Source organism: Pseudoalteromonas rubra (assembly GCF_004212645.1).
Classification (GTDB): domain Bacteria; phylum Pseudomonadota; class Gammaproteobacteria; order Enterobacterales; family Alteromonadaceae; genus Pseudoalteromonas; species Pseudoalteromonas rubra_G.
Window position 1 is genome coordinate 70,154 of record NZ_PPUZ01000032.1, and the last position, 18,926, is coordinate 89,079.

21 protein-coding genes are annotated in these 18,926 nt (G+C 48.7%); 16 read left to right on the top strand and 5 right to left on the bottom strand.

Annotated features, from left to right (window positions below):
• The first annotated feature begins 53 nt into the window (after window positions 1-53).
• The 10 genes from ccmA to C3B51_RS12185 are packed head-to-tail and all read left to right on the top strand — an operon-like array spanning window position 54 to window position 7,786.
• On the top strand, window positions 54-677 hold the full coding sequence (gene ccmA / locus C3B51_RS12140; RefSeq protein ID WP_130245196.1) for a cytochrome c biogenesis heme-transporting ATPase CcmA: 624 nt from the start codon (window positions 54-56) through the stop codon (window positions 675-677).
• Window positions 677-1,363, top strand: a complete 687-nt coding sequence (ccmB, locus tag C3B51_RS12145; RefSeq protein ID WP_046003892.1) for a heme exporter protein CcmB — start codon at window positions 677-679, stop codon at window positions 1,361-1,363. The genes ccmA and ccmB overlap by 1 nt, the downstream gene beginning before the upstream one ends.
• Before the next feature lies 1 nt (window position 1,364).
• Window positions 1,365-2,102 (top strand): heme ABC transporter permease, encoded by a 738-nt coding sequence (locus C3B51_RS12150; RefSeq protein ID WP_125720824.1) that lies wholly within the window; start codon window positions 1,365-1,367, stop codon window positions 2,100-2,102.
• A 2-nt stretch (window positions 2,103-2,104) separates the two neighbouring features.
• On the top strand, window positions 2,105-2,308 hold the full coding sequence (gene ccmD, locus C3B51_RS12155; protein ID WP_054015643.1) for a heme exporter protein CcmD: 204 nt from the start codon (window positions 2,105-2,107) through the stop codon (window positions 2,306-2,308).
• Window positions 2,305-2,784 (top strand): cytochrome c maturation protein CcmE, encoded by a 480-nt coding sequence (ccmE, locus tag C3B51_RS12160; protein WP_125720826.1) that lies wholly within the window; start codon window positions 2,305-2,307, stop codon window positions 2,782-2,784. Before ccmD ends, ccmE begins: the two co-directional genes overlap by 4 nt.
• Window position 2,785: 1 nt before the next feature.
• Entirely contained in the window at window positions 2,786-4,741 is a 1,956-nt protein-coding gene (locus tag C3B51_RS12165) for a heme lyase CcmF/NrfE family subunit (RefSeq protein WP_130245197.1), read from the top strand.
• Window positions 4,741-5,313: a redoxin family protein gene (locus C3B51_RS12170; protein ID WP_130245198.1), complete on the top strand. Its 573-nt coding sequence runs from the start codon at window positions 4,741-4,743 to the stop codon at window positions 5,311-5,313. Before C3B51_RS12165 ends, C3B51_RS12170 begins: the two co-directional genes overlap by 1 nt.
• Entirely contained in the window at window positions 5,310-5,783 is a 474-nt protein-coding gene (locus C3B51_RS12175) for a cytochrome c-type biogenesis protein (RefSeq protein ID WP_130245199.1), read from the top strand. Before C3B51_RS12170 ends, C3B51_RS12175 begins: the two co-directional genes overlap by 4 nt.
• Entirely contained in the window at window positions 5,780-7,054 is a 1,275-nt protein-coding gene (gene ccmI, locus C3B51_RS12180; RefSeq protein ID WP_430929842.1) for a c-type cytochrome biogenesis protein CcmI, read from the top strand. Before C3B51_RS12175 ends, ccmI begins: the two co-directional genes overlap by 4 nt.
• Window positions 7,055-7,786, top strand: a complete 732-nt coding sequence (locus C3B51_RS12185; protein ID WP_130245200.1) for an MlaA family lipoprotein — start codon at window positions 7,055-7,057, stop codon at window positions 7,784-7,786.
• 49 nt (window positions 7,787-7,835) lie between these two features.
• Here the strand turns inward: C3B51_RS12185 and C3B51_RS12190 are convergent, their stop codons facing one another.
• Both C3B51_RS12190 and C3B51_RS12195 read right to left on the bottom strand, forming a co-directional pair.
• A complete protein-coding gene (locus tag C3B51_RS12190; protein ID WP_130245201.1) occupies window positions 7,836-8,873 on the bottom strand; it encodes a radical SAM protein in 1,038 nt (345 codons plus the stop codon).
• Complete coding sequence (locus tag C3B51_RS12195) at window positions 8,863-9,852, bottom strand: hypothetical protein (RefSeq protein ID WP_130245202.1); 990 nt, start codon at window positions 9,850-9,852, stop codon at window positions 8,863-8,865. The genes C3B51_RS12190 and C3B51_RS12195 overlap by 11 nt, the downstream gene beginning before the upstream one ends.
• A gap of 117 nt (window positions 9,853-9,969) precedes the next feature.
• On the opposite strand from C3B51_RS12195, the gene C3B51_RS12200 reads away from it, so the two are divergent.
• Window positions 9,970-10,299, top strand: coding sequence for a hypothetical protein (locus C3B51_RS12200; protein ID WP_130245203.1), 330 nt, complete (start codon window positions 9,970-9,972; stop codon window positions 10,297-10,299).
• A gap of 85 nt (window positions 10,300-10,384) precedes the next feature.
• Here the strand turns inward: C3B51_RS12200 and C3B51_RS12205 are convergent, their stop codons facing one another.
• Both C3B51_RS12205 and C3B51_RS12210 read right to left on the bottom strand, forming a co-directional pair.
• Complete coding sequence (locus C3B51_RS12205; RefSeq protein WP_130245204.1) at window positions 10,385-12,436, bottom strand: TonB-dependent copper receptor; 2,052 nt, start codon at window positions 12,434-12,436, stop codon at window positions 10,385-10,387.
• Window positions 12,437-12,618: 182 nt separating this feature from the next.
• Window positions 12,619-13,842: an EAL and HDOD domain-containing protein gene (locus C3B51_RS12210; RefSeq protein ID WP_130245205.1), complete on the bottom strand. Its 1,224-nt coding sequence runs from the start codon at window positions 13,840-13,842 to the stop codon at window positions 12,619-12,621.
• Between the two features lie 271 nt (window positions 13,843-14,113).
• Here C3B51_RS12210 and putP point away from each other — a divergent pair, with 271 nt between their 5' ends.
• The 4 genes from putP to C3B51_RS12225 all read left to right on the top strand — a co-directional run bounded on the left by putP (window position 14,114) and on the right by C3B51_RS12225 (window position 17,056).
• Complete coding sequence (gene putP / locus C3B51_RS12215) at window positions 14,114-15,592, top strand: sodium/proline symporter PutP (protein ID WP_130245206.1); 1,479 nt, start codon at window positions 14,114-14,116, stop codon at window positions 15,590-15,592.
• A 383-nt stretch (window positions 15,593-15,975) separates the two neighbouring features.
• A complete protein-coding gene (locus C3B51_RS23580; protein WP_165389149.1) occupies window positions 15,976-16,152 on the top strand; it encodes a hypothetical protein in 177 nt (58 codons plus the stop codon).
• A gap of 21 nt (window positions 16,153-16,173) precedes the next feature.
• Window positions 16,174-16,728 carry a hypothetical protein gene (locus C3B51_RS12220; RefSeq protein WP_130245207.1) on the top strand — a complete coding sequence of 185 codons (555 nt, stop codon included), beginning with the start codon at window positions 16,174-16,176 and terminating at the stop codon, window positions 16,726-16,728.
• Between the two features lies 1 nt (window position 16,729).
• Window positions 16,730-17,056: a hypothetical protein gene (locus tag C3B51_RS12225; protein WP_130245208.1), complete on the top strand. Its 327-nt coding sequence runs from the start codon at window positions 16,730-16,732 to the stop codon at window positions 17,054-17,056.
• A gap of 134 nt (window positions 17,057-17,190) precedes the next feature.
• Here the strand turns inward: C3B51_RS12225 and C3B51_RS12230 are convergent, their stop codons facing one another.
• On the bottom strand, window positions 17,191-18,042 hold the full coding sequence (locus tag C3B51_RS12230) for a LysR family transcriptional regulator (RefSeq protein WP_130245209.1): 852 nt from the start codon (window positions 18,040-18,042) through the stop codon (window positions 17,191-17,193).
• 125 nt (window positions 18,043-18,167) lie between these two features.
• Between C3B51_RS12230 and C3B51_RS12235 the strand changes: the two genes are divergently transcribed.
• Window positions 18,168-18,866 (top strand): FMN-dependent NADH-azoreductase, encoded by a 699-nt coding sequence (locus tag C3B51_RS12235; protein WP_130245210.1) that lies wholly within the window; start codon window positions 18,168-18,170, stop codon window positions 18,864-18,866.
• Window positions 18,867-18,926: the final 60 nt, after the last annotated feature.

Genomic DNA, 18,926 nt, shown 5'->3' on the forward strand with positions numbered 1-18,926 from the left:
CCTACCATTATGATAGACTAACGCCCAATTTTTTAGCGTCAGAGAGTCGCGCCTTGCTAGAGATTAAGTCCGTCACGTGTGTAAAACAGGACCGCTGTTTATTTGAGTCATTGAGTTTTTCGCTTCAGGCGGGTCAGATCATGCAAGTTGAAGGCCCAAATGGTGCAGGTAAAACGTCTTTATTACGTATTATCGCGGGTTTTGCCCGTGCCGACGAAGGCCAGATCTGTTTTGAAGGCCACGACATCAGTCGGGACTACGACACTTTCGCCGAGTCTTTGCTATTTATCGGACACAAAACCGGTGTAAACCAGCAACTGACTGCCTATGAAAACGTCCAGTACTGGTTACAGGTGCACGGTTACGGAGCAGGTGAAGAAGAAATCTATACGCTGCTAGGCCAGCTTGGCCTGGTTGGGCTGGAAGACGTCCCCGTGCGGACCCTCTCCGCAGGCCAGCAACGTCGGGTCGCGCTGGTGCGGCTATGGTTGAATAAAGCCCGCCTGTGGATCCTCGATGAACCCTTTACTGCGCTCGACAAAAAAGGTGTCGCGCTGCTGCAACAGCAGTTTGAATCGCACCTGGCAAATGGCGGCGCTATTTTACTGACTACCCACCAGGATCTGACGACTCAGTTCAGCTCCCTGAAAACCCTGGCTCTGGAGTACCGCCATTAATGAAGGTTGAGCATTCTTACTGGCATTTATTTGTCGCTGTTTATCGTAAAGATGTTACTTTGGCTTTTCGCCAACGCGCCGAAATCGTAAACCCGCTTCTGTTTTTTCTGATAGTTATTTCGTTATTTCCGTTGGCAATTGGGCCCGAACCGGCCTTGCTGGGGCGCATGGCTGCAGGTATCATTTGGGTAGCCGCGTTGCTGTCGACCATGCTGGGTTTGGACAAGCTATTTCGCGATGATTATGCCGACGGATCGTTGGAGCAAATGATAGCTTCACCCTATCCTATGTCTTTGTCTGTGCTGGCCAAAGTGGCCGCGCACTGGACCATCACCGGATTGCCTATGGTGCTGATGGCACCGTTATTTGCGCTGTTGATGAACCTCGACAGCCAGGCACTGGGCGCAACCATTCTGACATTGTTGATTGGAACGCCGTTATTAAGTTTTATTGGCGCCATAGGCGCCGCATTAACCGTGGGTCTGCAAAAAGGCGGTATTTTGATGAGTCTGCTTGTTTTGCCTTTGTATATCCCGGTTCTGATTTTCGCAACCTCTGCCATTGATACCGCCAGTATGTCGGTCGCTTATGGCGGACAACTTGCGATCCTTGGTGCCATGCTGGCCGTTGCCATCGTCACGGCGCCAATTGCCATATCGTCAGCTTTAAGAGTGAGTGTAAGTTAAAATGTGGAAGTGGTTACATCCCTATGCAAAAGCGGAGCGTGCTTACCAATTGTGTAACACCTTGCTTCCGTACTTTGTTACCGTGACGGCGGTCTGTATCGCCGTAGGATGGATCTGGGGCCTGGCATTTGCCCCGGCGGATTATCAGCAAAAGGACAGCTATCGCATTATCTTTATTCATGTGCCTTCGGCTATTTTGTCGATGGGGGCGTATTCTTCTATGGCCATTGCCGCAATCGTTGCGCTGGTGTGGCAAATTCGTAATGCTGAACTGGCCGTGATTGCCATTGCGCCGGTTGGCGCGGCGATGACCGCCATTGCTCTTATCACGGGCGCTGCCTGGGGGAAACCTATGTGGGGTGCCTGGTGGGTTTGGGATGCGCGTCTGACCTCTGAACTGATCCTATTGTTTTTGTACTTTGGTGTACTGTCTTTGTATCACGCCTTTGAGGACAAAAAATCCGGTGGCAGAGCGGCCTGTATTCTGGCCATTGTTGGGGTGATCAACTTACCGATTATTCATTTCTCTGTTGAGTGGTGGAACACGCTGCACCAGGGCTCAACCATCACCAAGTTTGATACCTCTGCCATCGATCCGTCTATGTTATGGCCGTTGCTGATCAATATTTTAGGGTTTGCCGCCTTTGTAGGTGCGCTGTCACTGGTCCGTCTTAAAAACGAGATCCTTCAGGTCGAGAAGCACCGCCCCTGGGTGCGCCAGCTGGTTAGTCGAGGTTAAGTATGCAGTTTGAATCTTTGAGTGACTTTTTTCATATGGGCGGTTACGCCTTTTATGTCTGGTTATCGTTTGGTAGCTGTGCCTTTATCCTGCTGGGCTTGGTATGGGCGTCGTTAAACGATGCTAAGCGTATTAAGCGTGAAGTCGATGCGCAAATGAAGCGTGAAGCACGTATCAAGCAGGCCCAAGAGGAGGCTAAAGCATGAACCCAAGACGTAAAAAACGCTTATTTGCCGTATTGGCCGTGATATTCGGGATCGGCTCAGCAGTTGGTCTGACCCTGTATGCGTTACAAGAAAATATTAACCTCTTTTATACGCCCAGCGAGCTGATTGAAGGTAAGGGCCCCGATAAAGAGCTGCCATATATTGGCCAGAAGCTGCGCATCGGCGGCATGGTTGTGCCTGGCAGTGTGGACCGAGAAGAAACGTCTCTGGATGTGACCTTTAAGCTCATTGACACCGGCCCTATGGTTACCATCAAGTACCACGGTATTTTGCCTGATTTGTTCCGAGAGGGTCAGGGTATTGTTGCGCAGGGCACACTGGTTGAACCTAATGTCATTGAAGCATTTGAAGTGCTGGCAAAACACGACGAAGAGTATATGCCAGCCGAGATAGCTGAGGCCGTGAAAGGGATCAAGCACGAAAAACCCAAATATAATTTAAACAGCGAGAACTAGTATGATCCCTGAGATAGGTTATTTTTCATTGGTTCTGGCCATGGGCCTGAGCCTGCTGTTGTGTATTTTTCCTCTCTGGGGCGCTTATACCGGCAACTTACGCCTGATGCGTACAGCGCCTTCACTGGCCGTGGGTCAGTGTCTGCTGGTTTTGTTTTCTTTTGGTGTATTGATTTATATCACTCTCACCGATGACTTTACTGTGGCTTACGTAGCGCACCATTCCTCCAGTACGCTGCCCTGGTATTACAAGGTTACGTCGACCTGGGGTGGCCATGAAGGTGCTATCCTGTTGTGGCTGGTAATGCAGGCAAGCTGGACGGCTTTGGTCGCCATGATGTCTAAATCTCTGCCCTGGGTACTGCGCGCGCGCGTACTCGGTGTGCTGGGCTTTTTGGGCGTGGGCTTTATGCTATACACCCTGTGGATGTCGAGCCCGTTCGAGCGTTTGCTGCCTTACTACCCGGTAGAAGGCCGCGATTTGAACCCGCTGCTGCAAGACCCTGGCATGATCATTCACCCCCCTTTGCTCTATATGGGCTATGTGGGACTATCTGTGTCTTTCTCTTTTGCAATTGCCGCACTGTTAACTGGCAAGCTGGATAACACCTGGGCTAAATGGTCGCGTCCCTGGACTATGGCCGCATGGGGCTTTTTGACTTTAGGTATTACCATAGGTAGCTGGTGGGCTTATGCAGAACTAGGCTGGGGTGGCTGGTGGTTCTGGGATCCGGTTGAAAATGCCTCTTTGATGCCATGGTTGGTGGCAACTGCACTTCTGCACTCGCTGGCTATTACAGAGAAACGCGGCGTGTTCAAATCCTGGACTGTTTTATTAGCTATTGCCGCATTTAGTTTGTGTCTGTTAGGTACGTTTATTGTTCGTTCCGGCATCATCGTATCGGTACACGCGTTTGCCACCGACCCCGATCGTGGTTTGTTTATTCTCTCTTTCCTCGCCTTAGTGGTGGGCGGCAGTCTGGCACTTTATGGGCTACGTGTGAGCCAGGTGTACAGCGAAGGCCGCTACAAGCTTGTGTCACGCGAAGTTGGCTTGTGGGTGAATAACATCTTTCTGGTTGTGGCAACTCTGATTGTATTGCTGGGCACGCTCTTGCCAATGATCCATAAAGAGCTGGGACTGGGTTCCATCTCGATTGGTGTACCTTTCTTTAACCAGATGTTTGCCATCCTGATTGTGCCGTTTGCCATCTTAATGGGTATCGCGCCTATGTTGCGCTGGAAGCAAAACAAGTTGCCACCGCTGGCTAAAAAGTGGGCCGCTATTTTTGTTGCCACTATCGTGATCACCAGCACCTGGCTGTTCTCCAGCTTTGATGACATCAGCACGCTGACTTATCTGGCAACTGCACTGGCAGTGTGGATCTGTATCGCCACTGTGGTTGATCTGGTTGAAAAAGTGAGTGTGCACCCAAGCACGGCTCAGGGTCTGAAACGTCTGGGCATGAGCTATTGGGCGATGGTGCTGGGCCATGTGGGTATTGCATTTGTGATTGCCAGTGTGACCCTGACGTCAGCGTATTCAGTTGAACGCTCAGTGGTGATGAAAAAAGGTGAAACCGCAACGTTGAATGAATATGAGTATCGCTTTGAAGGCGTGAATGAGATCCGTGGCCCTAACTATGGCGGCCATGCCGGTGAAGTCACCGTATTTAAGGACGGCGAGTATGTCACCCTGTTGCATGCAGAAAAACGTTTGTACGATGTGGGTATGCAGTTTATGACCGAAGCGGCAATTGACGATGGCTTCTATCGTGACCTGTACTTGGCGCTGGGCGAGTCCATGGGTAATGGTGCCTGGTCGCTGCGTATTTACCATAAACCTTATGTTCGCTGGATGTGGCTGGGCGGTATTCTGATCTCCCTGGCGGGCTTTATTGTCCTGGCCGATAAGCGTTATCGTCGCCGTAAGCAACCCTCTGTGGAGCACGCATAATGAACAAGAAGTTTTTAGGCCTGGTGCCACTGCTGATCTTTGTATTGTTGTGTGTGTTCTTGTATCAGGGCTTGTTTGGCAATCCCAGAGAGCTGCAAACCGGCCGCCTGGGTCATACCATGCCGGCGTTTGAGTTGCCCGATCTGATGGATGAACAAAAGCGCTGGACCGATCAGGACCTGCTGGGTGAGGTATACCTGCTGAATGTGTGGGGCACCTGGTGCCCGACCTGTATTGCGGAGCTGGGTTATCTGACTGAGCTGCGCGAGCAGGGCGTGCGGATCATCGGTTTGTACTATGAGCAAGCCTATGATCCCGATTTTGGCGATCAGTTCGACATAGACTACCTGCGTGCCGACGTACAGCAAATGCTGTCTCGCGCAGGTGACCCTTACCAGTTTAATATCCTCGACCTGGAGCGCACATTGGCGCTGGATCTGGGGGTTTCGGGCGCGCCGGAAACTTTCCTGGTAGATAAAAACGGTAAGATCATTTTACACCACACCGGCGACATTAATCCGCGCGTGTGGCGCAGCAAATTTGCTCCGGCAATTCAGGAGTTGCAACCATGAAAAAACTAATGCTGGCATTGGCATTACTGGCAGGCCTGTGGTCGCTCAGTGCCCATGCTGTTGAAGATAAATACCAGTTCAAAAACGCCGAACGAGAGCAGACCTTTAAAGAGCTGGTGCAGGAACTAAGATGTCCTAAGTGTCAGAACCAAAACATTGCGGATTCTGATGCCGTGGTCGCCAAAGACCTTCGCGACCGTGTGCTGGACATGGTTCAGGAAGGTAAATCTAAGCAGGAAGTCATCGACTTTATGATTGACCGCTACGGTTACTTTGTTCATTACCAGCCGCCCGTTACCCCGGCCACCATCGTATTATGGGTGATGCCTGTGGCGATCTTGGTGCTGGGTTTTGGCTTTATTGTATTCAGACAGAAAAAAGCTGCCCGCAAGCAAAGCTGGAGTCCGGAAGATGAACAAAAACTGGCTGAACTAATTAAACAAAGCCAGCGTAAGGAGCGTACTTCATGAATGACATGATGCAAATGTGGGGCATGTTTGCGCTTTTGACTGTGCTGGCAGGCCTGTTTGTGGTGATGCCGTTTTTCCGTCGCGACAAGCTGGTCGCTGTGGACCATGATGCCAATGCCGAGCGCATAGACATTTATCAGCAGCGTTTACAGGAGCTGGCTGAAGAGCTGGCCAATCAGCGTATTGACCAAAGCAGCCACGATGAATCTGTGCTGGAGCTCAAGCGTCGACTACTGAACGAGCTGTCACCGGAGCGTACGCTCGACACACGTGGTAACAACCTGGTGCTTGCCGCCACAGGTGTGGCATTCCTGCTGGTCGTCAGTGCGGTATTCTACTCTTTTACCGGCAGCCAAAAACAAATTGCTGACTGGTATAAAGCCGTTGATATGCTACCCGAGTATGGCCAGCGTGCGGTGATGCAAACGGGTGAGCCACTGAGCCCGAATGAGCTTCAGGCGTTTGCACTGGGCCTGCGTACTAAACTGGCAAACAGCGGTGACGATGCGGTTGCCTGGATGCTTTTGGGCCGTGTTGCAATGTCGCTGAATGACTTTGAAATGGCGATGCAGGCATTTGATAAAGCGCTGGCAATGCAACCCAATAACAGCAATGTTAAGGTCAGCTATGCCCAGGCGCTGCTGGTTGAGGGCTCTGAAAACGCTATGAACCGCGCTGCCCGCATGTTGTCTCAGGTGCTACAACGTGAGCCACGTAATATCGATGCGATTTCTTTGCTGGCGCTGATCGCTTATGAGCGTCAGGACTGGAAAGAGTCTAAAGCAGCCTTCGAAGTCTTGCTTGCGAGCATGACGCAGGACGACCCGCGTTATGCAATGATCAAGCAACGTATCGCCGATCTGGACGACAAGCTGAGCACAGCACAAGCGACACAGCCTGCGATGCCGGCGGATGGCTTGCAGGTGTCGGTGACGCTTGCGGATGAGCTGAAGGATAAAATTCCCGAAAATGCGACGCTATTTGTCTTTGCTAAAGCGGCTGAGGGCCCGCCTATGCCACTGGCGGTGGCCAAACTTACAGATTTTAACTTGCCATTAAGTGTCAACTTGGACGATAGTATGGCGATGATGCCTAACCTGAAGCTATCTGGGTTTAAAGAAGTGGTTGTTACAGCACGTATTTCAGTGGACGGCAATGTGGGATTGCAAAGCGGTGAGCTAGAAGGCGTGACCCAGACCATTACCCTGACTCCAGAAGCACAGCAGGTGGCGGTCACTATCAGTCGTGTTATAACCAGCACAGGAAGCTAAATGTATAAAAAACTTGTTGGCGCCACTTTGGCGCTAATTTTATCAGGGTGTGCGCAAGTCCCCGAAGAAAAACAAGACGCACGAGATCCGCTCCAGTCAATCAACCGTCCGTTGTATGACTTTAATATGGACGTACTGGATGCTTATATCCTGCGCCCCGCTGCGAAAGGCTATATTGCCATCACACCGGCGCCGGTACGCAGCAGCTTGGTTAACTTTACCACCAACCTCGCCGCACCCACTGATGCCGTGAATGCTGCCTTGCAGGCTAAACCGGGCGATATGGGTGTCAATGTCGCGCGCTTTTTGGTGAATACAACCGTGGGTATTTTTGGTCTGTTTGATGTGGCTAAGACGCTGGGCCTGGAACACAAAGATGAAGACTTTGGTCAGACGCTGGGTGTTTGGGGGGTTGGGGATGGTGCTTATCTGATGATCCCAGGTTATGGCCCCTCAACGGCTCGTAACCTCACCGGTGATGTGGTCGATAACGTTGTGCTGCCAGAAATTGCGCTGTCTACGCCGCAAACTATTCTGGTATTTGCCCTGCGCGCCGTTGAGGCAAGAGCCAGCCTGATGTCACAGGAAAAGCTCCTTAACGAGTCGCTCGACCCGTATATTTTCCTCAAAGACGTGTATTTTCAGCGTCAGCTTTATGAGCTCCACGATGGCAACCCGCCCGTTGAGGAGGAGCCAGAAGAGTTCGATGAGGATTTCCTCGAGAATCTGTAGCCTTTTATCAAGCCGGCCAGCATTCACTGACCGGTTTTTTTATAGGTGCTTATGCGACTAAAAAGTGGTTTTCTATCCCTTTTGCTGATAGCTCTAGATGAAATTTAGCCATCACCTGATTGACGTGGTTATGATATTCACTAGCTAACTTTTCTCGAATAACAGGATTCTTATGTAAATGTACACATGCCTGACAAATATGATCGATTTGACCTACTTCACGAGTAATGAAATCTTCATCGCAAAGCTGGCGGATTATATTCATGGGCCCTTCCACTTTGATCCAGTACTTAAGAAAGTCCTCCAACTGATTATTGAAAGCTGCTCCTATTGAATCGTGCTCCAAATCTCCAATCTTCATTTCAGGAATGTGTTCATGCGTCAAACCACAACAAGCGGAAACTAAATTGTGTGGAGTGACCACAATATTCTCAAATACCTGACTACACCCCTCATTTAAATTAGGCCCGGACGATTGATCACCCCTTGATTCGAAGTCTTGCTTGAATGGCATCCAAGCATTTGACTTTACAGTAAGCAAAGAACTTGCTGAAATTTTTCCAAAATCAGGGTGATTGTACAAATCGTTCAATACTTCACTCGATTCGCTGTCTTTTTCAACGATAATCAGGGTAGTGATGCCATGCTCAATACACGCCAATGCTGCATTTATCACACTTTGTAGCGTCACAAACTGACTATGGTCCAATCCTGTACTAAAGTTGATTTCATTTAGGCCTGCTTTTGCGATTTTCTTGGCGACGGAGTGGGCGTTATCCAAACTCTTTCCCCAATAACCATTGCTGACACAACGAGTTGCTAACCCTAGTCGTGATGCTTTTTCAATTGAACTGTATAGATCCTCTTTAAGAGTGAAACATTCACCGCCAGAGAAAACGACCATTTTCAATGCAGGAAAGCTCTCTTTTGCAGAATCGATTGCATGTTCAATTTCATCTAGGCTCAGGCGGCCTTTTACCTCAGGTGATGATTCAAAGCAGCACTCTTTACAGGCTGCGGTGCATCTGTAAGTGGGTAAAATGGTCATGGAGTTTGGGTAATGAGCCAGTACCAGATCACTGTTCATTGACTTTTTGCTCCATAAGATATGTTTGCTTGATATGTTCAAATATGCCCCTGACCAATAGATCTCTGTCCTCTTCTGTAGCGATTAGGCCAACTTCATATGCAGCGTCGTAGTAGGCAAAGATTTCAGCTTTTACTATATCTAAGCTAACTTCTTTCATAAGTTGCTCAGAGCCAATGTTGTTAGCTAAGCGATACGCAAACTCTTTATTGTCACGAATGTTGTCGTCGCTTAGCGCAAGCTTGCCGACATACAAGCCTTCTTCGACACCTGGCCCAGGTAACTGGCAACCCCATGCTTTGACACCACACCATGCAACGGCAACGGCAACGGCAAACGCATTAGAAACTGCGGCTGCGTTAGCAACGGCAAGGCAGAAGCTAAAAGCGGTACAAAAATAGGACGGAGTGATTTCCGAAGTACTGCTAAGCAGGCTTAACGAATCATTCAGGCTTAGCTTATTGTCCTGTAATATTCTTACATCTTTAATCAGGGCTTCCCTGATAGAATGATCCTGAGAAAAGACCACTTTAAAATTGTCTTTCAGTCGAGTTAGGTCGTCAGCGCCTAAGAAGCCATGTGCCTGGAGTTCAATGAGAACATTTCTGTAGTCCCGGTTAACCATAGCCATACGGAAATTATCTTGCGCAAATAGGCGCAAAGCGCGAACGGAGTCTAAGTTTTTAATGGAGGCGTAATCAAGTCCCTTAGATGAAAAGAAGTGCTCCTCGTCAGTGAGGAATGCCTGTCGGGAAGCCTCATCAAGTAAGATTTTATTGCCCAATTCAGAAATTTGTGCAACTTCATTCTTTTGCTCCGGGCTAAAACCTAATCTTAATTTATTTTGTTGGTAAACTTGTTTAGCTTCAGCTGTGGTTTTGAGACTTGTTGGTTCTCCGTATAGTCGGCCTTCGTCTGCCTGTACACCGGTGACAGCAACGGTAGGTATGATACTTGCTAAAAATTTTGCCTTTTTCATTTACTATGTATTCCTTTGACGATAATTAAAAATGACGGGTTTCATTGACCCCAAAAAAACTACGGATTATATTAATCAAAATAAAATGTTTTTTTCAACTTTTTTTAACGGAGGTTAATGATGGAAAATTCAAATGCAGGTGCCATTGTCGTGTTTATTGTGGCGGCGTTACCCTGTCTGATAGGGGCATATCTGATTGGGGTAAAACACTGTATGTTTTTAATTGCAGGGTGGGATCCGGATAAATACCATAGCCACAACGCCATTGCGCAGATCTTTGGCTGGGGGTTATTTGTTGGCGGCCTGATGATGAGTGCCGCAGCCTTGCTCGAGTATTTGAGTCTTCTCGGCGAGGAGCAATCCGTTATCCTGATTTTGGCAGGCGTGACTACTGTGATAGCAACGGGGTTTTACTGTAACGTTAAATTTCGTATCAAACCGCAGTAATGCAGGTCGTTGTGGTGTTACACAAGCAACCAGCTTGCGGAGCAGAAGGAGCCTGGTGTAGCCAGGCTCCCAAAACGCTTTGAGATTAAAAACGCCAGTTCATATTGGCCCACAGCGTGCGGCCTGCTTCGTTGACTTTATCAATCTGCGCATAGCCGCTGACCATAGCGCCGGCGCGGCTGAGGTGCTCTGCGTAAGCCTTATCCAGCACATTATCGACGCCGAGACTCAATAGCAGCTCGTCAGAGTAGCTATAAGACGCATTCAGTGCCAGCGCGCCAAAGCCATGGCTGGGCCCAATGTCCTGACCTGCAATGTTGCCCTGGCCGATGGCAACGCGGTTCTGGCTTTTTACAAGACGCCACAAGCCGCCAACCTGCCATTTATCCAGCGTGTAATCCATGGCAAAGCGTGCCTGCAGAGGAGGCTGCTGTGCAAGGGCCGTATGATCCGTTTTATTGCTGCCGCGCACATAGTTGATACTGGTGGTGAAGTTCAGGCGTTTACTGAGCGTTACCCGGGTTTCCATTTCCAGACCCATGGTCTGGGCGTCAATGTTGCGGGTCACAGCCAGTGTTTTGTCCATCACTTCATATTGGTTATCGGTTAGCAGGTAATCATCAATACGATTGTAAAACAGCGAGACTGAGGTGGTCATCACCGACTTTTGCAACATCCAGCCGATATCCAGCTGATTGGTTTTCTCCGGCTCTAATAAGAATGCGCTGATGCTATCTACACCACGGCGCCCGCCGCCCATTAGCTCCCAGTAATCCGGGAAGCGCTCGCTATGACCTGCGCCAATGTAATAGCTCATATCCTGGTGCTGAACCTGATAGCGTGTAAAGCCGCTCCACAGGGTGTCGTCTCGGGTGTGATTGGCCGTGGGGTTAACCATTGGCATCATCATGGAGCCAAGTTGCTGGCGCTTATCGGTTGCAGACCAGTCATCAAGTCGCAACCCGCTCACCCACTGGCTGCGTATTGGGCCTTCTGTGCGCAGTGCGTATTCCAGCTCGCCGAATAGTCCGGTTTGCTTAAACTCGGCGTTGTCGCGGCGCGGCATTGTCTCTACTGGCATTTGTGGCTGGTTCATACTGCCACGAGTACGGTGGCGGTTTTGCTGATGATCTAAACCATAACTCAGGGTGTGTTGCGTGTTGATGGTTGAGGTTAGCATCAGTTTGGCACCCCAGGTACGGCGGTCCGGGTTGGATGAAGTGGGGTTTTTCATCATCATATTAGGTGTAAAAGGGCGCAGGCTATGATTGTCCATAATATGGTCAATGTGGTTGTAATAGACGTTGGCCTCTAATGCATGAGCAAACCCGGAGAGTTCATCCAGTTCAACATTGAGCGCGACATGATTACGGTCGAATTTACTGCCATCCATCATGCGGTCGGCATAGGCAACCTCACCGTCGCTGCGACCAAGGCTCAGGCTGTAGAGGCTGTCGTCATCCGGGGTGTAGGCAAATTCTGAGTCCAGGTTCCATTTATCATACGCGGAGTGAATGGACTGGCCTTCGCCATCCTCATAGTCATCGGCATCGCTCTTACTTGCTGCAATACGGGCATAATAGTCCTCTGTGCCGCCTTTCACATCGGCATTCACCATACGTTTGCCAAAACTGCCCAGGGTTGCATTGGCAAAGCCTTGCCAGCCTGTCTCACTCAGGCGCTCCGATTCGCGCTCAAAAATCACCGTAGCAGCGCTATTGCCCGGCCCATACAAGACGGTTTGTGGGCCCTTGATCACGGTCAGGGTATCGTAGGTTTGTGGTGTGATGTAGGCCGTGGGCGGGTCCATACGGCCACCGCAGCCACCGAGTGTCAGACCACCGTCGGTAATAATATTGAGGCGCGACCCGGCCATCCCACGAAACACAGGATCGCTGCTGGCGCCGCCTTTTTTAACCAAAGAGAAACCGGCAATACTGGATAACAGATCGGCACCATCCTGTGCGGGTAAAGGCTGTCTGGGTGCCTTTGGGTCGGTTTTAATGTCTAAAGGACTATGCATGGGCGCGATAACAACGATGCGCTCCAGGTTGTCTGTGTGCGTGTCGTGTTGTATATCCTGGCTGTGTGCAGAAAAAGCGGCGGTTATTGCAAGCCAAATAAGGTTTCTGGTCATGATCCATCCCAAAGTGTTTTCACGTTTTTATTGAGCGGAATTTTACTTGTCAGATAAGCGCCTGGGATGTGACAAATTGTCGCACTTCAGCGGATTTGGCAAGGGATGACACAAAACATTGACCTAAAACAAATACAGCCACCGAGTGGTGGCTGTATTCAAGGATTGAATCCGCCAAAGGGCTAGATTGCCATGACTTCCATTTGCTGGTCGCACCATTGCAGCGCTTCATGGTAGTAATCGGGCAACAGGTCCGGGTCCAGAGCCAGTTGCTTTGCCGCTTCATTGGCGCCTTGCCAGTCGGCTTGCTCGTACTGTTTAATCAGCGCCAGGTAGCTGGCAAGTGTGCCTTCTTGCTTTAATAACGCGTCTTTGATCTCAATGGCCAGCGGTAGTTTGCTCATCACGCTTTCCATGCTTTCATCCAAAATAGCATCCATGAGCGACATCATACCTGCCAAAAAAGCCATGCCGGTGTCCTTTAGCTTATGATGCTTAATAGCCAGCAGTTCGGCAAAGCGTGCGCGGGTGAGTGACAGACGTACCAGCTCCAGCGGTTTCTCCGAAGACACTTGCGAGGCAAACAGCAACGACAGAAACTTTTTAAGCTCCTGATTCCCGAGCACGACCAGCGCTTGTTTGATGGTTGATATTTCGGCGCGGCGCTTGAATGCGGCAGAATTGGAATAACGTAGCAGTTTATAGCTGAGATTAACATCGCGCTCGAATACCTGAGTAATGCGTTTTAAATCCACATCGACACTGGAGGTTTCGTACAGCAGCTCCGCCAGCGCCATCTCAGAAGGGGGTAGGGTTTTACTTTGTACCACCTCAGGTTTGGCGAAAAAGAAGCCCTGAAAATAGCTAAACCCAAGTTCCAGTGCCTGTTGGTACTGTTCATGGGTTTCGACTTTTTCTGCAACCAGCTCAATATTTTTAAACGGCGCGATGGCTTCTTTGATCTCTTCAATGGTGGCCACATCTGTGGTCAGCATATCTATCTTGATCTGATCAATAAACGGATAAAAGTGCCGCCATACCTTCTGGTGCTGATAATCGTCCAGCACTATGGTGTAACCCTTTGCTTTGAGATCCTGCACTGCGCTCAGCAGGCGCTTGCCTGGCTGCACAGTTTCAAGAATTTCTACCACCAGTTGCTCACGCCCCATCATGGTCGGATACCCTTTTAGTATGGTTTCCAGCGTGAAGTTGATATAAGCGGGTTTGTTATCGGTTAAATCTTCCAGACCAAAGTTAAACTGGCTGCCTTCAATTAATCTTGAGGTTGCCTCTGAGCCATCGATTTCCGGGAAGACATTGTCCAAACCGTCACGAAATAACAGCTCATAGCCCACGAGTTCTTTGTTTTTGTTTAGGATTGGCTGCCTGGCGGCATAAAAATACATGAAAGATACACCTGACTGAATACTTCTACTGCACAACAATATAAGTCAATCTCAGGCATATTTCATTAACTAATTCAGCTTGTTTCAGCTTTTGGTATTAAGGTATGAGAGGAGCTACGCTCAATTCATGCTCACTTCATCTTGTGTAACTTGGGTGGTGATCTTTGCCATGTTATAGTGGGCCTTTCGCAATGGCTTTTGTCCCAATCTCAGCTAACAATAAAACAGTATCTGATATTGTGGAGAGGAGCCCGAACTAAAGGAGGTAATTTTGGAAACTGGCACTATGATCTCTCTTGCCATGTATTTCATCGCCATGCTGGGTATCGGACTGTATGCGTACCGTAAGTCTACCAGCGACGTGTCGGGTTATATGTTAGGTGGCCGCAGCTTGCCACCCAGTGTCGCGGCTTTGTCTGCGGGCGCCTCAGATATGAGTGGCTGGATCCTGATGGGCCTGCCCGGCGCTATGTTTGTAAGTGGCTTCAGCAGTACCTGGATAGCCATAGGCTTAGTCATTGGCGCATTTTTGAACTATTTGCTGGTGGCACCGCGACTGCGGGTGTATACCGAGCTGGCAAACGATGCAATCACTATCCCTGACTACTTTGCTAATCGATTTGAAGACAAAGGCAATGCATTGCGTATTGTATCCGCACTGGTGATTATTATTTTCTTCACCCTGTATACATCTGCTGGGGTGGTATCCGGCGGCAAGTTATTCGAAAACTCGTTTGGCATGAGCTACGAATCTGGCCTGTATATCACAACTGGTGTGGTGGTACTGTACACTTTGTTTGGTGGCTTTTTGGCAGTGAGTCTGACCGACTTTGTGCAGGGCTGTATTATGTTTTTGGCATTGATCTTAGTGCCTGCGGTGACTTACTCATTACTGGAGAACCCACTGAGTGTAACGCTTAATGATATTAACCCGCAGCTGCTTACCTGGATTGGCGCAGGTGGTGCAATCGGCATTATCTCGGCTATGTCCTGGGGCTTGGGGTATTTCGGTCAGCCACATATTATTGTGCGCTTTATGTCGGTGCGCAGTGTAAAAGACATGCCAACCGCACGTCGCATTGGTATGAGCTGGATGCTGGTAGCGACGATGGGTGCCATTACAACGGGTTTGTTTGGTGCGGCTTATGCCCATGAAAATGGCATTGTGGTCGAAGACCCTGAAACCATCTTCCTGATCTTATCCGAGCTGTTGTTCCACCCGCTGATCGCCGGTTTCCTGCTGGCTGCGATTCTGGCAGCCATTATGAGTACCATTTCATCGCAGCTGTTGGTGAGCTCCAGCTCATTAACCGAAGATTTTTATAAAATCTTCCTGCGTAAAGACGCCTCAGACAAAGAGCTTGTACTGGTAGGACGTATCAGCGTCGCACTGGTTTCACTGTGTGCCATCTACCTGGCTTATGACCGCGATAGCACCATTCTGAGCCTGGTCAGTAATGCCTGGGCCGGGTTTGGCGCTGCATTTGGCCCGCTGGTACTGCTTAGCCTGTTCTGGAAGCGCATGAACTTTGCCGGTGCGCTGTCTGGCATGATTGTAGGGGCGGCCACGGTATTATTCTGGATCTATGGACCTGTGACCATTGATGGTCAGCCACTAAGTGCCCTGATCTATGAAATTGTACCAGGCTTTATTGCTGCAACCATTGCAATTGTTGCTGTGAGCTTAGCTACGTCAGAGCCCAGTACAGAGATCACAGATAAGTTCGAGGAAATGCAGACGGCACTGTAGTTGTTGTGTCCGCTGTGTGAATCGGAAAAGCCGCAGCCATAAAGGCTGCGGCTTTTTTGTGTTACGTATAGAGTTGTTCCCAGATTGATAAAGATATGTTTGCCAAGTATAAAAAAGGCATAAGTCTGCGCAGTGCTGCCCGATTTACAACCAAGCCCTGGCAGAGCCCGTCGTTTTGTTGTTCCAATTTTTCTAATTTTCCTTATCATGGTCCATACCATGATTGGGTCAGCAGTGAGCTTTTGGCATTCTCATGGCTTACGAGACCGTCCACAATTAAGTGAATTTAAGACAATTAATGCTTGTTACTATATGGCAATAAGGTTAACATGTGTGCAACCTTGAGTGGGTGGTCCTTTCAAAAATACAGAAGGACGGAAAATATGAAGTTTTTTACTAAACGCTTGAAGAAAAAGTCAAACACAATCCAACCGGACAGAGCCTTGAGCCTGATTGATGCAGATGCGCAGTTAGTGTCTGGTGGAAATAGCGGAGGAAGCGGTGCGCAACCTCGCGTTCAACGTTTTTCTCCTGAAGCTGCGAAATTAGTTAGCGGGTAAATAGTAGGGTTTTGGCCGAGCATGAATGAGTTTTATTTAGTCACTTCGTGGATCATAATAGCATTGGAATTGTTTATTGTTTTTTTCCTGCTGTATAGTTTCAAGAAGCATCGCTTTGGATTGTTTTTCGGTGGCAAAAGCACTCTGAAAAAGCAAGAAGACCATGAGCTGCATTCATGCTTTCTTTCCTGTCTGGCCGTTCTGGTGTTTTACCCAGTGAGTGCGAATTTGGGCGCATACATTCTTAATCTTCCTCTTGAACTGATACAAATGCGCCAGGTATATTATTTTGCTCTGGTATGTACTGGTGTGTCTTTCATTACTGTTTTATATTTGCTGCATGTAATCCGCGGCTGTAGTTTTTCTGCCACATCACGCCTCGTGGCTTACATATCATTTATGCTGATGTGTCTGAATTTTTCGCAGCTTATTTTGCGTGGTTATTTGGATATTCATATATTGTATGAAGTGTATGGACCATTTGTAGTGAGTTTCAATATTTGCACGTTTATTGCGTTATCTAGATATCCGTTTTATAAGTTGATGGAATCAAGACTTACCAAAGGAGCCGTATGATATGGAACTCATTGTTATTGGTAGTATGCTCATCGTTGTTTCACTGATTTTTGTCGTAGCCATGGTTGTTAAAGGGCTTCGTCTCAGTCCCGTTGAGTTGCGAGTGAAAGAGCTGGTTAAGGCTAACAAAGACAGTGCAGAAGAAGTCGAAGACAAATACACCGAAGCCTATGAAATTGTTATGGAGTTCGGTGACTTACTGGCGGCCGAGAAAAACCTCGAGCAATATTACGGCGTAAAAGATATTTACGATCGTGTTGAAGAGTTCAGAGCCGAGAACAATCAATCAGTTGAGCAAAAACCAGCGACCCTCAAGGTGGTTAAATAGTCTCATTACTTGTGAGCGCTCAAGGCCTGTCTGTATTCAGTAGGGTCCCAAAGTTTATTTGTACTGACAAATAAGAATGTCATATCAACACAGGTGTGTGTAACTCAGGCTGACCTCAGAGCTTGCTCTATGCGTTATATTAACTCCTCCAGCCAGGCTATAAACTTCATCGCGTTATTCGTTCTGAAGCGTGTTTTATTGGGAATGTAATAACACAGCTCAGAAGCAATATTACTGTCCCCCACAGGCTTAAGCAGGCCGCTAGAGCACATACCCCGCACCAGGAGCTCTGAACAAAACACCAGCGCGTTTTCTGCCACCGCTTGCTGGATCCCAAATAATTCCTGATCAAACTCTCTGATAATAAAGTGGTCTCTTCTTAAAGCGTTACTGGCCAGCCAAGCGTCCAGTGGCGGTTTACACAGTGCAGGGTTTTTCCAGCGTGTAGTGTAAAGCACAGGGCGCTTTGATGACGTCCGAAAAGCTGTGATATCCGCGCCCGTGAATACATTGTACTGTTCCACGTTGAGCCGGTCCTCAACGGCAATATCCTGGATATTGCCCAGGCGCACAGGAATAGAATAGGGAGGGCTGTTCGCTTGCTCGCCGCTTGAAACGTGCATTGAAACATTCGGGTAGGTAGCCGCAAAGGTATGTTGCGCGGGTAGCAAAACCTGGGCGGCAAAGGAGGAGGTGGTATCCACCCTTACAACTTCATTTAACTGCTGAATATCAGCCAGCGCGCTTTCAATTTTGGCAAATCCTTCGGAGGTCGCTTTGGCCAGTTGTTGCCCTGTATCGGTGAGTTGTACTTGCCTGGGCCGACGCTCAAACAGGCAAACGTTGAGGCGGTCTTCTAGCTTACTGATATGGTGAGAAATCGCCGTTGGTGTTAAGGCAAGCTCCTCTGCTGCGAGTTTAAAGCTGCCATGGCGTGCCGCGGCTTCGAACGCTCTGAGTGCCTGTAATGAAACAGATAAGGGCATAGTAACGACTCAGTGAATAAGACTATAGATGATTTTAACTCATCTATGGGTGCAAGAGTATCGTTTGTCTAATCGGGCGCTGAAACGCACACTGTTATGGTTTATTAATTAATAAGGTAATCAGCATGAGCACAATTTTACATATAGACTCGAGTGTCAGGGCGATCAAAAACCATAAACCGTCGCATAATTCAATTTCTAAAAACATTGCGCATCAGTTTATTGAAAGCTGGCAACAGGCAGGCTCTATAGATGAGTATATTTATCGTGATGTTGGCATAAATCCGCCGCCATTTATCACTCAGGACTGGATAGGGGCGGTGTTCACTGCCGAAGACAAACGCACAGAAGCGCAAAAGCAGCAGCTGGTGTTATCCGATACTTTGATCAATGAACTGGTACGTGCCGACTTTATTGTGATTTCAACACCTATGTACAATTATGGCATGCCAGCACAGCTTAAAGCCTGGTTTGATCAGGTGGTCCGGGTTAACAAAACCTTTGACTTTGACCTGAATCGCGGGGACTTCCCTTTGCAGCCTTTGCTGTCGGGTAAGACACTGATCGCGATAGCCTCATGCGGTGAGTTTGGTTTTGAAGCGCCTGAGATAAGGGCTAAGAGTAATCACCTTATGCCACATTTGCGCACGTTGAGTCGTTACCTGGGGGTCGAAACTATGTATGAGATAGTGAGTGAATATCAGGAGTTTGCCGACAGCAGGCATCAGGCATCACTAAGACAGGCGTATCAGCGCGCACAAACTTTGGCTCAGGAGCTGGCGGGCGATCAGCAAGAAAAGCAGGGCAGCATCTTAACCGCATAGGGCACGGTGACCAATTCGCATATGCAAAATAATCAAAAGTGATCGCTTTGGGTTACTTTA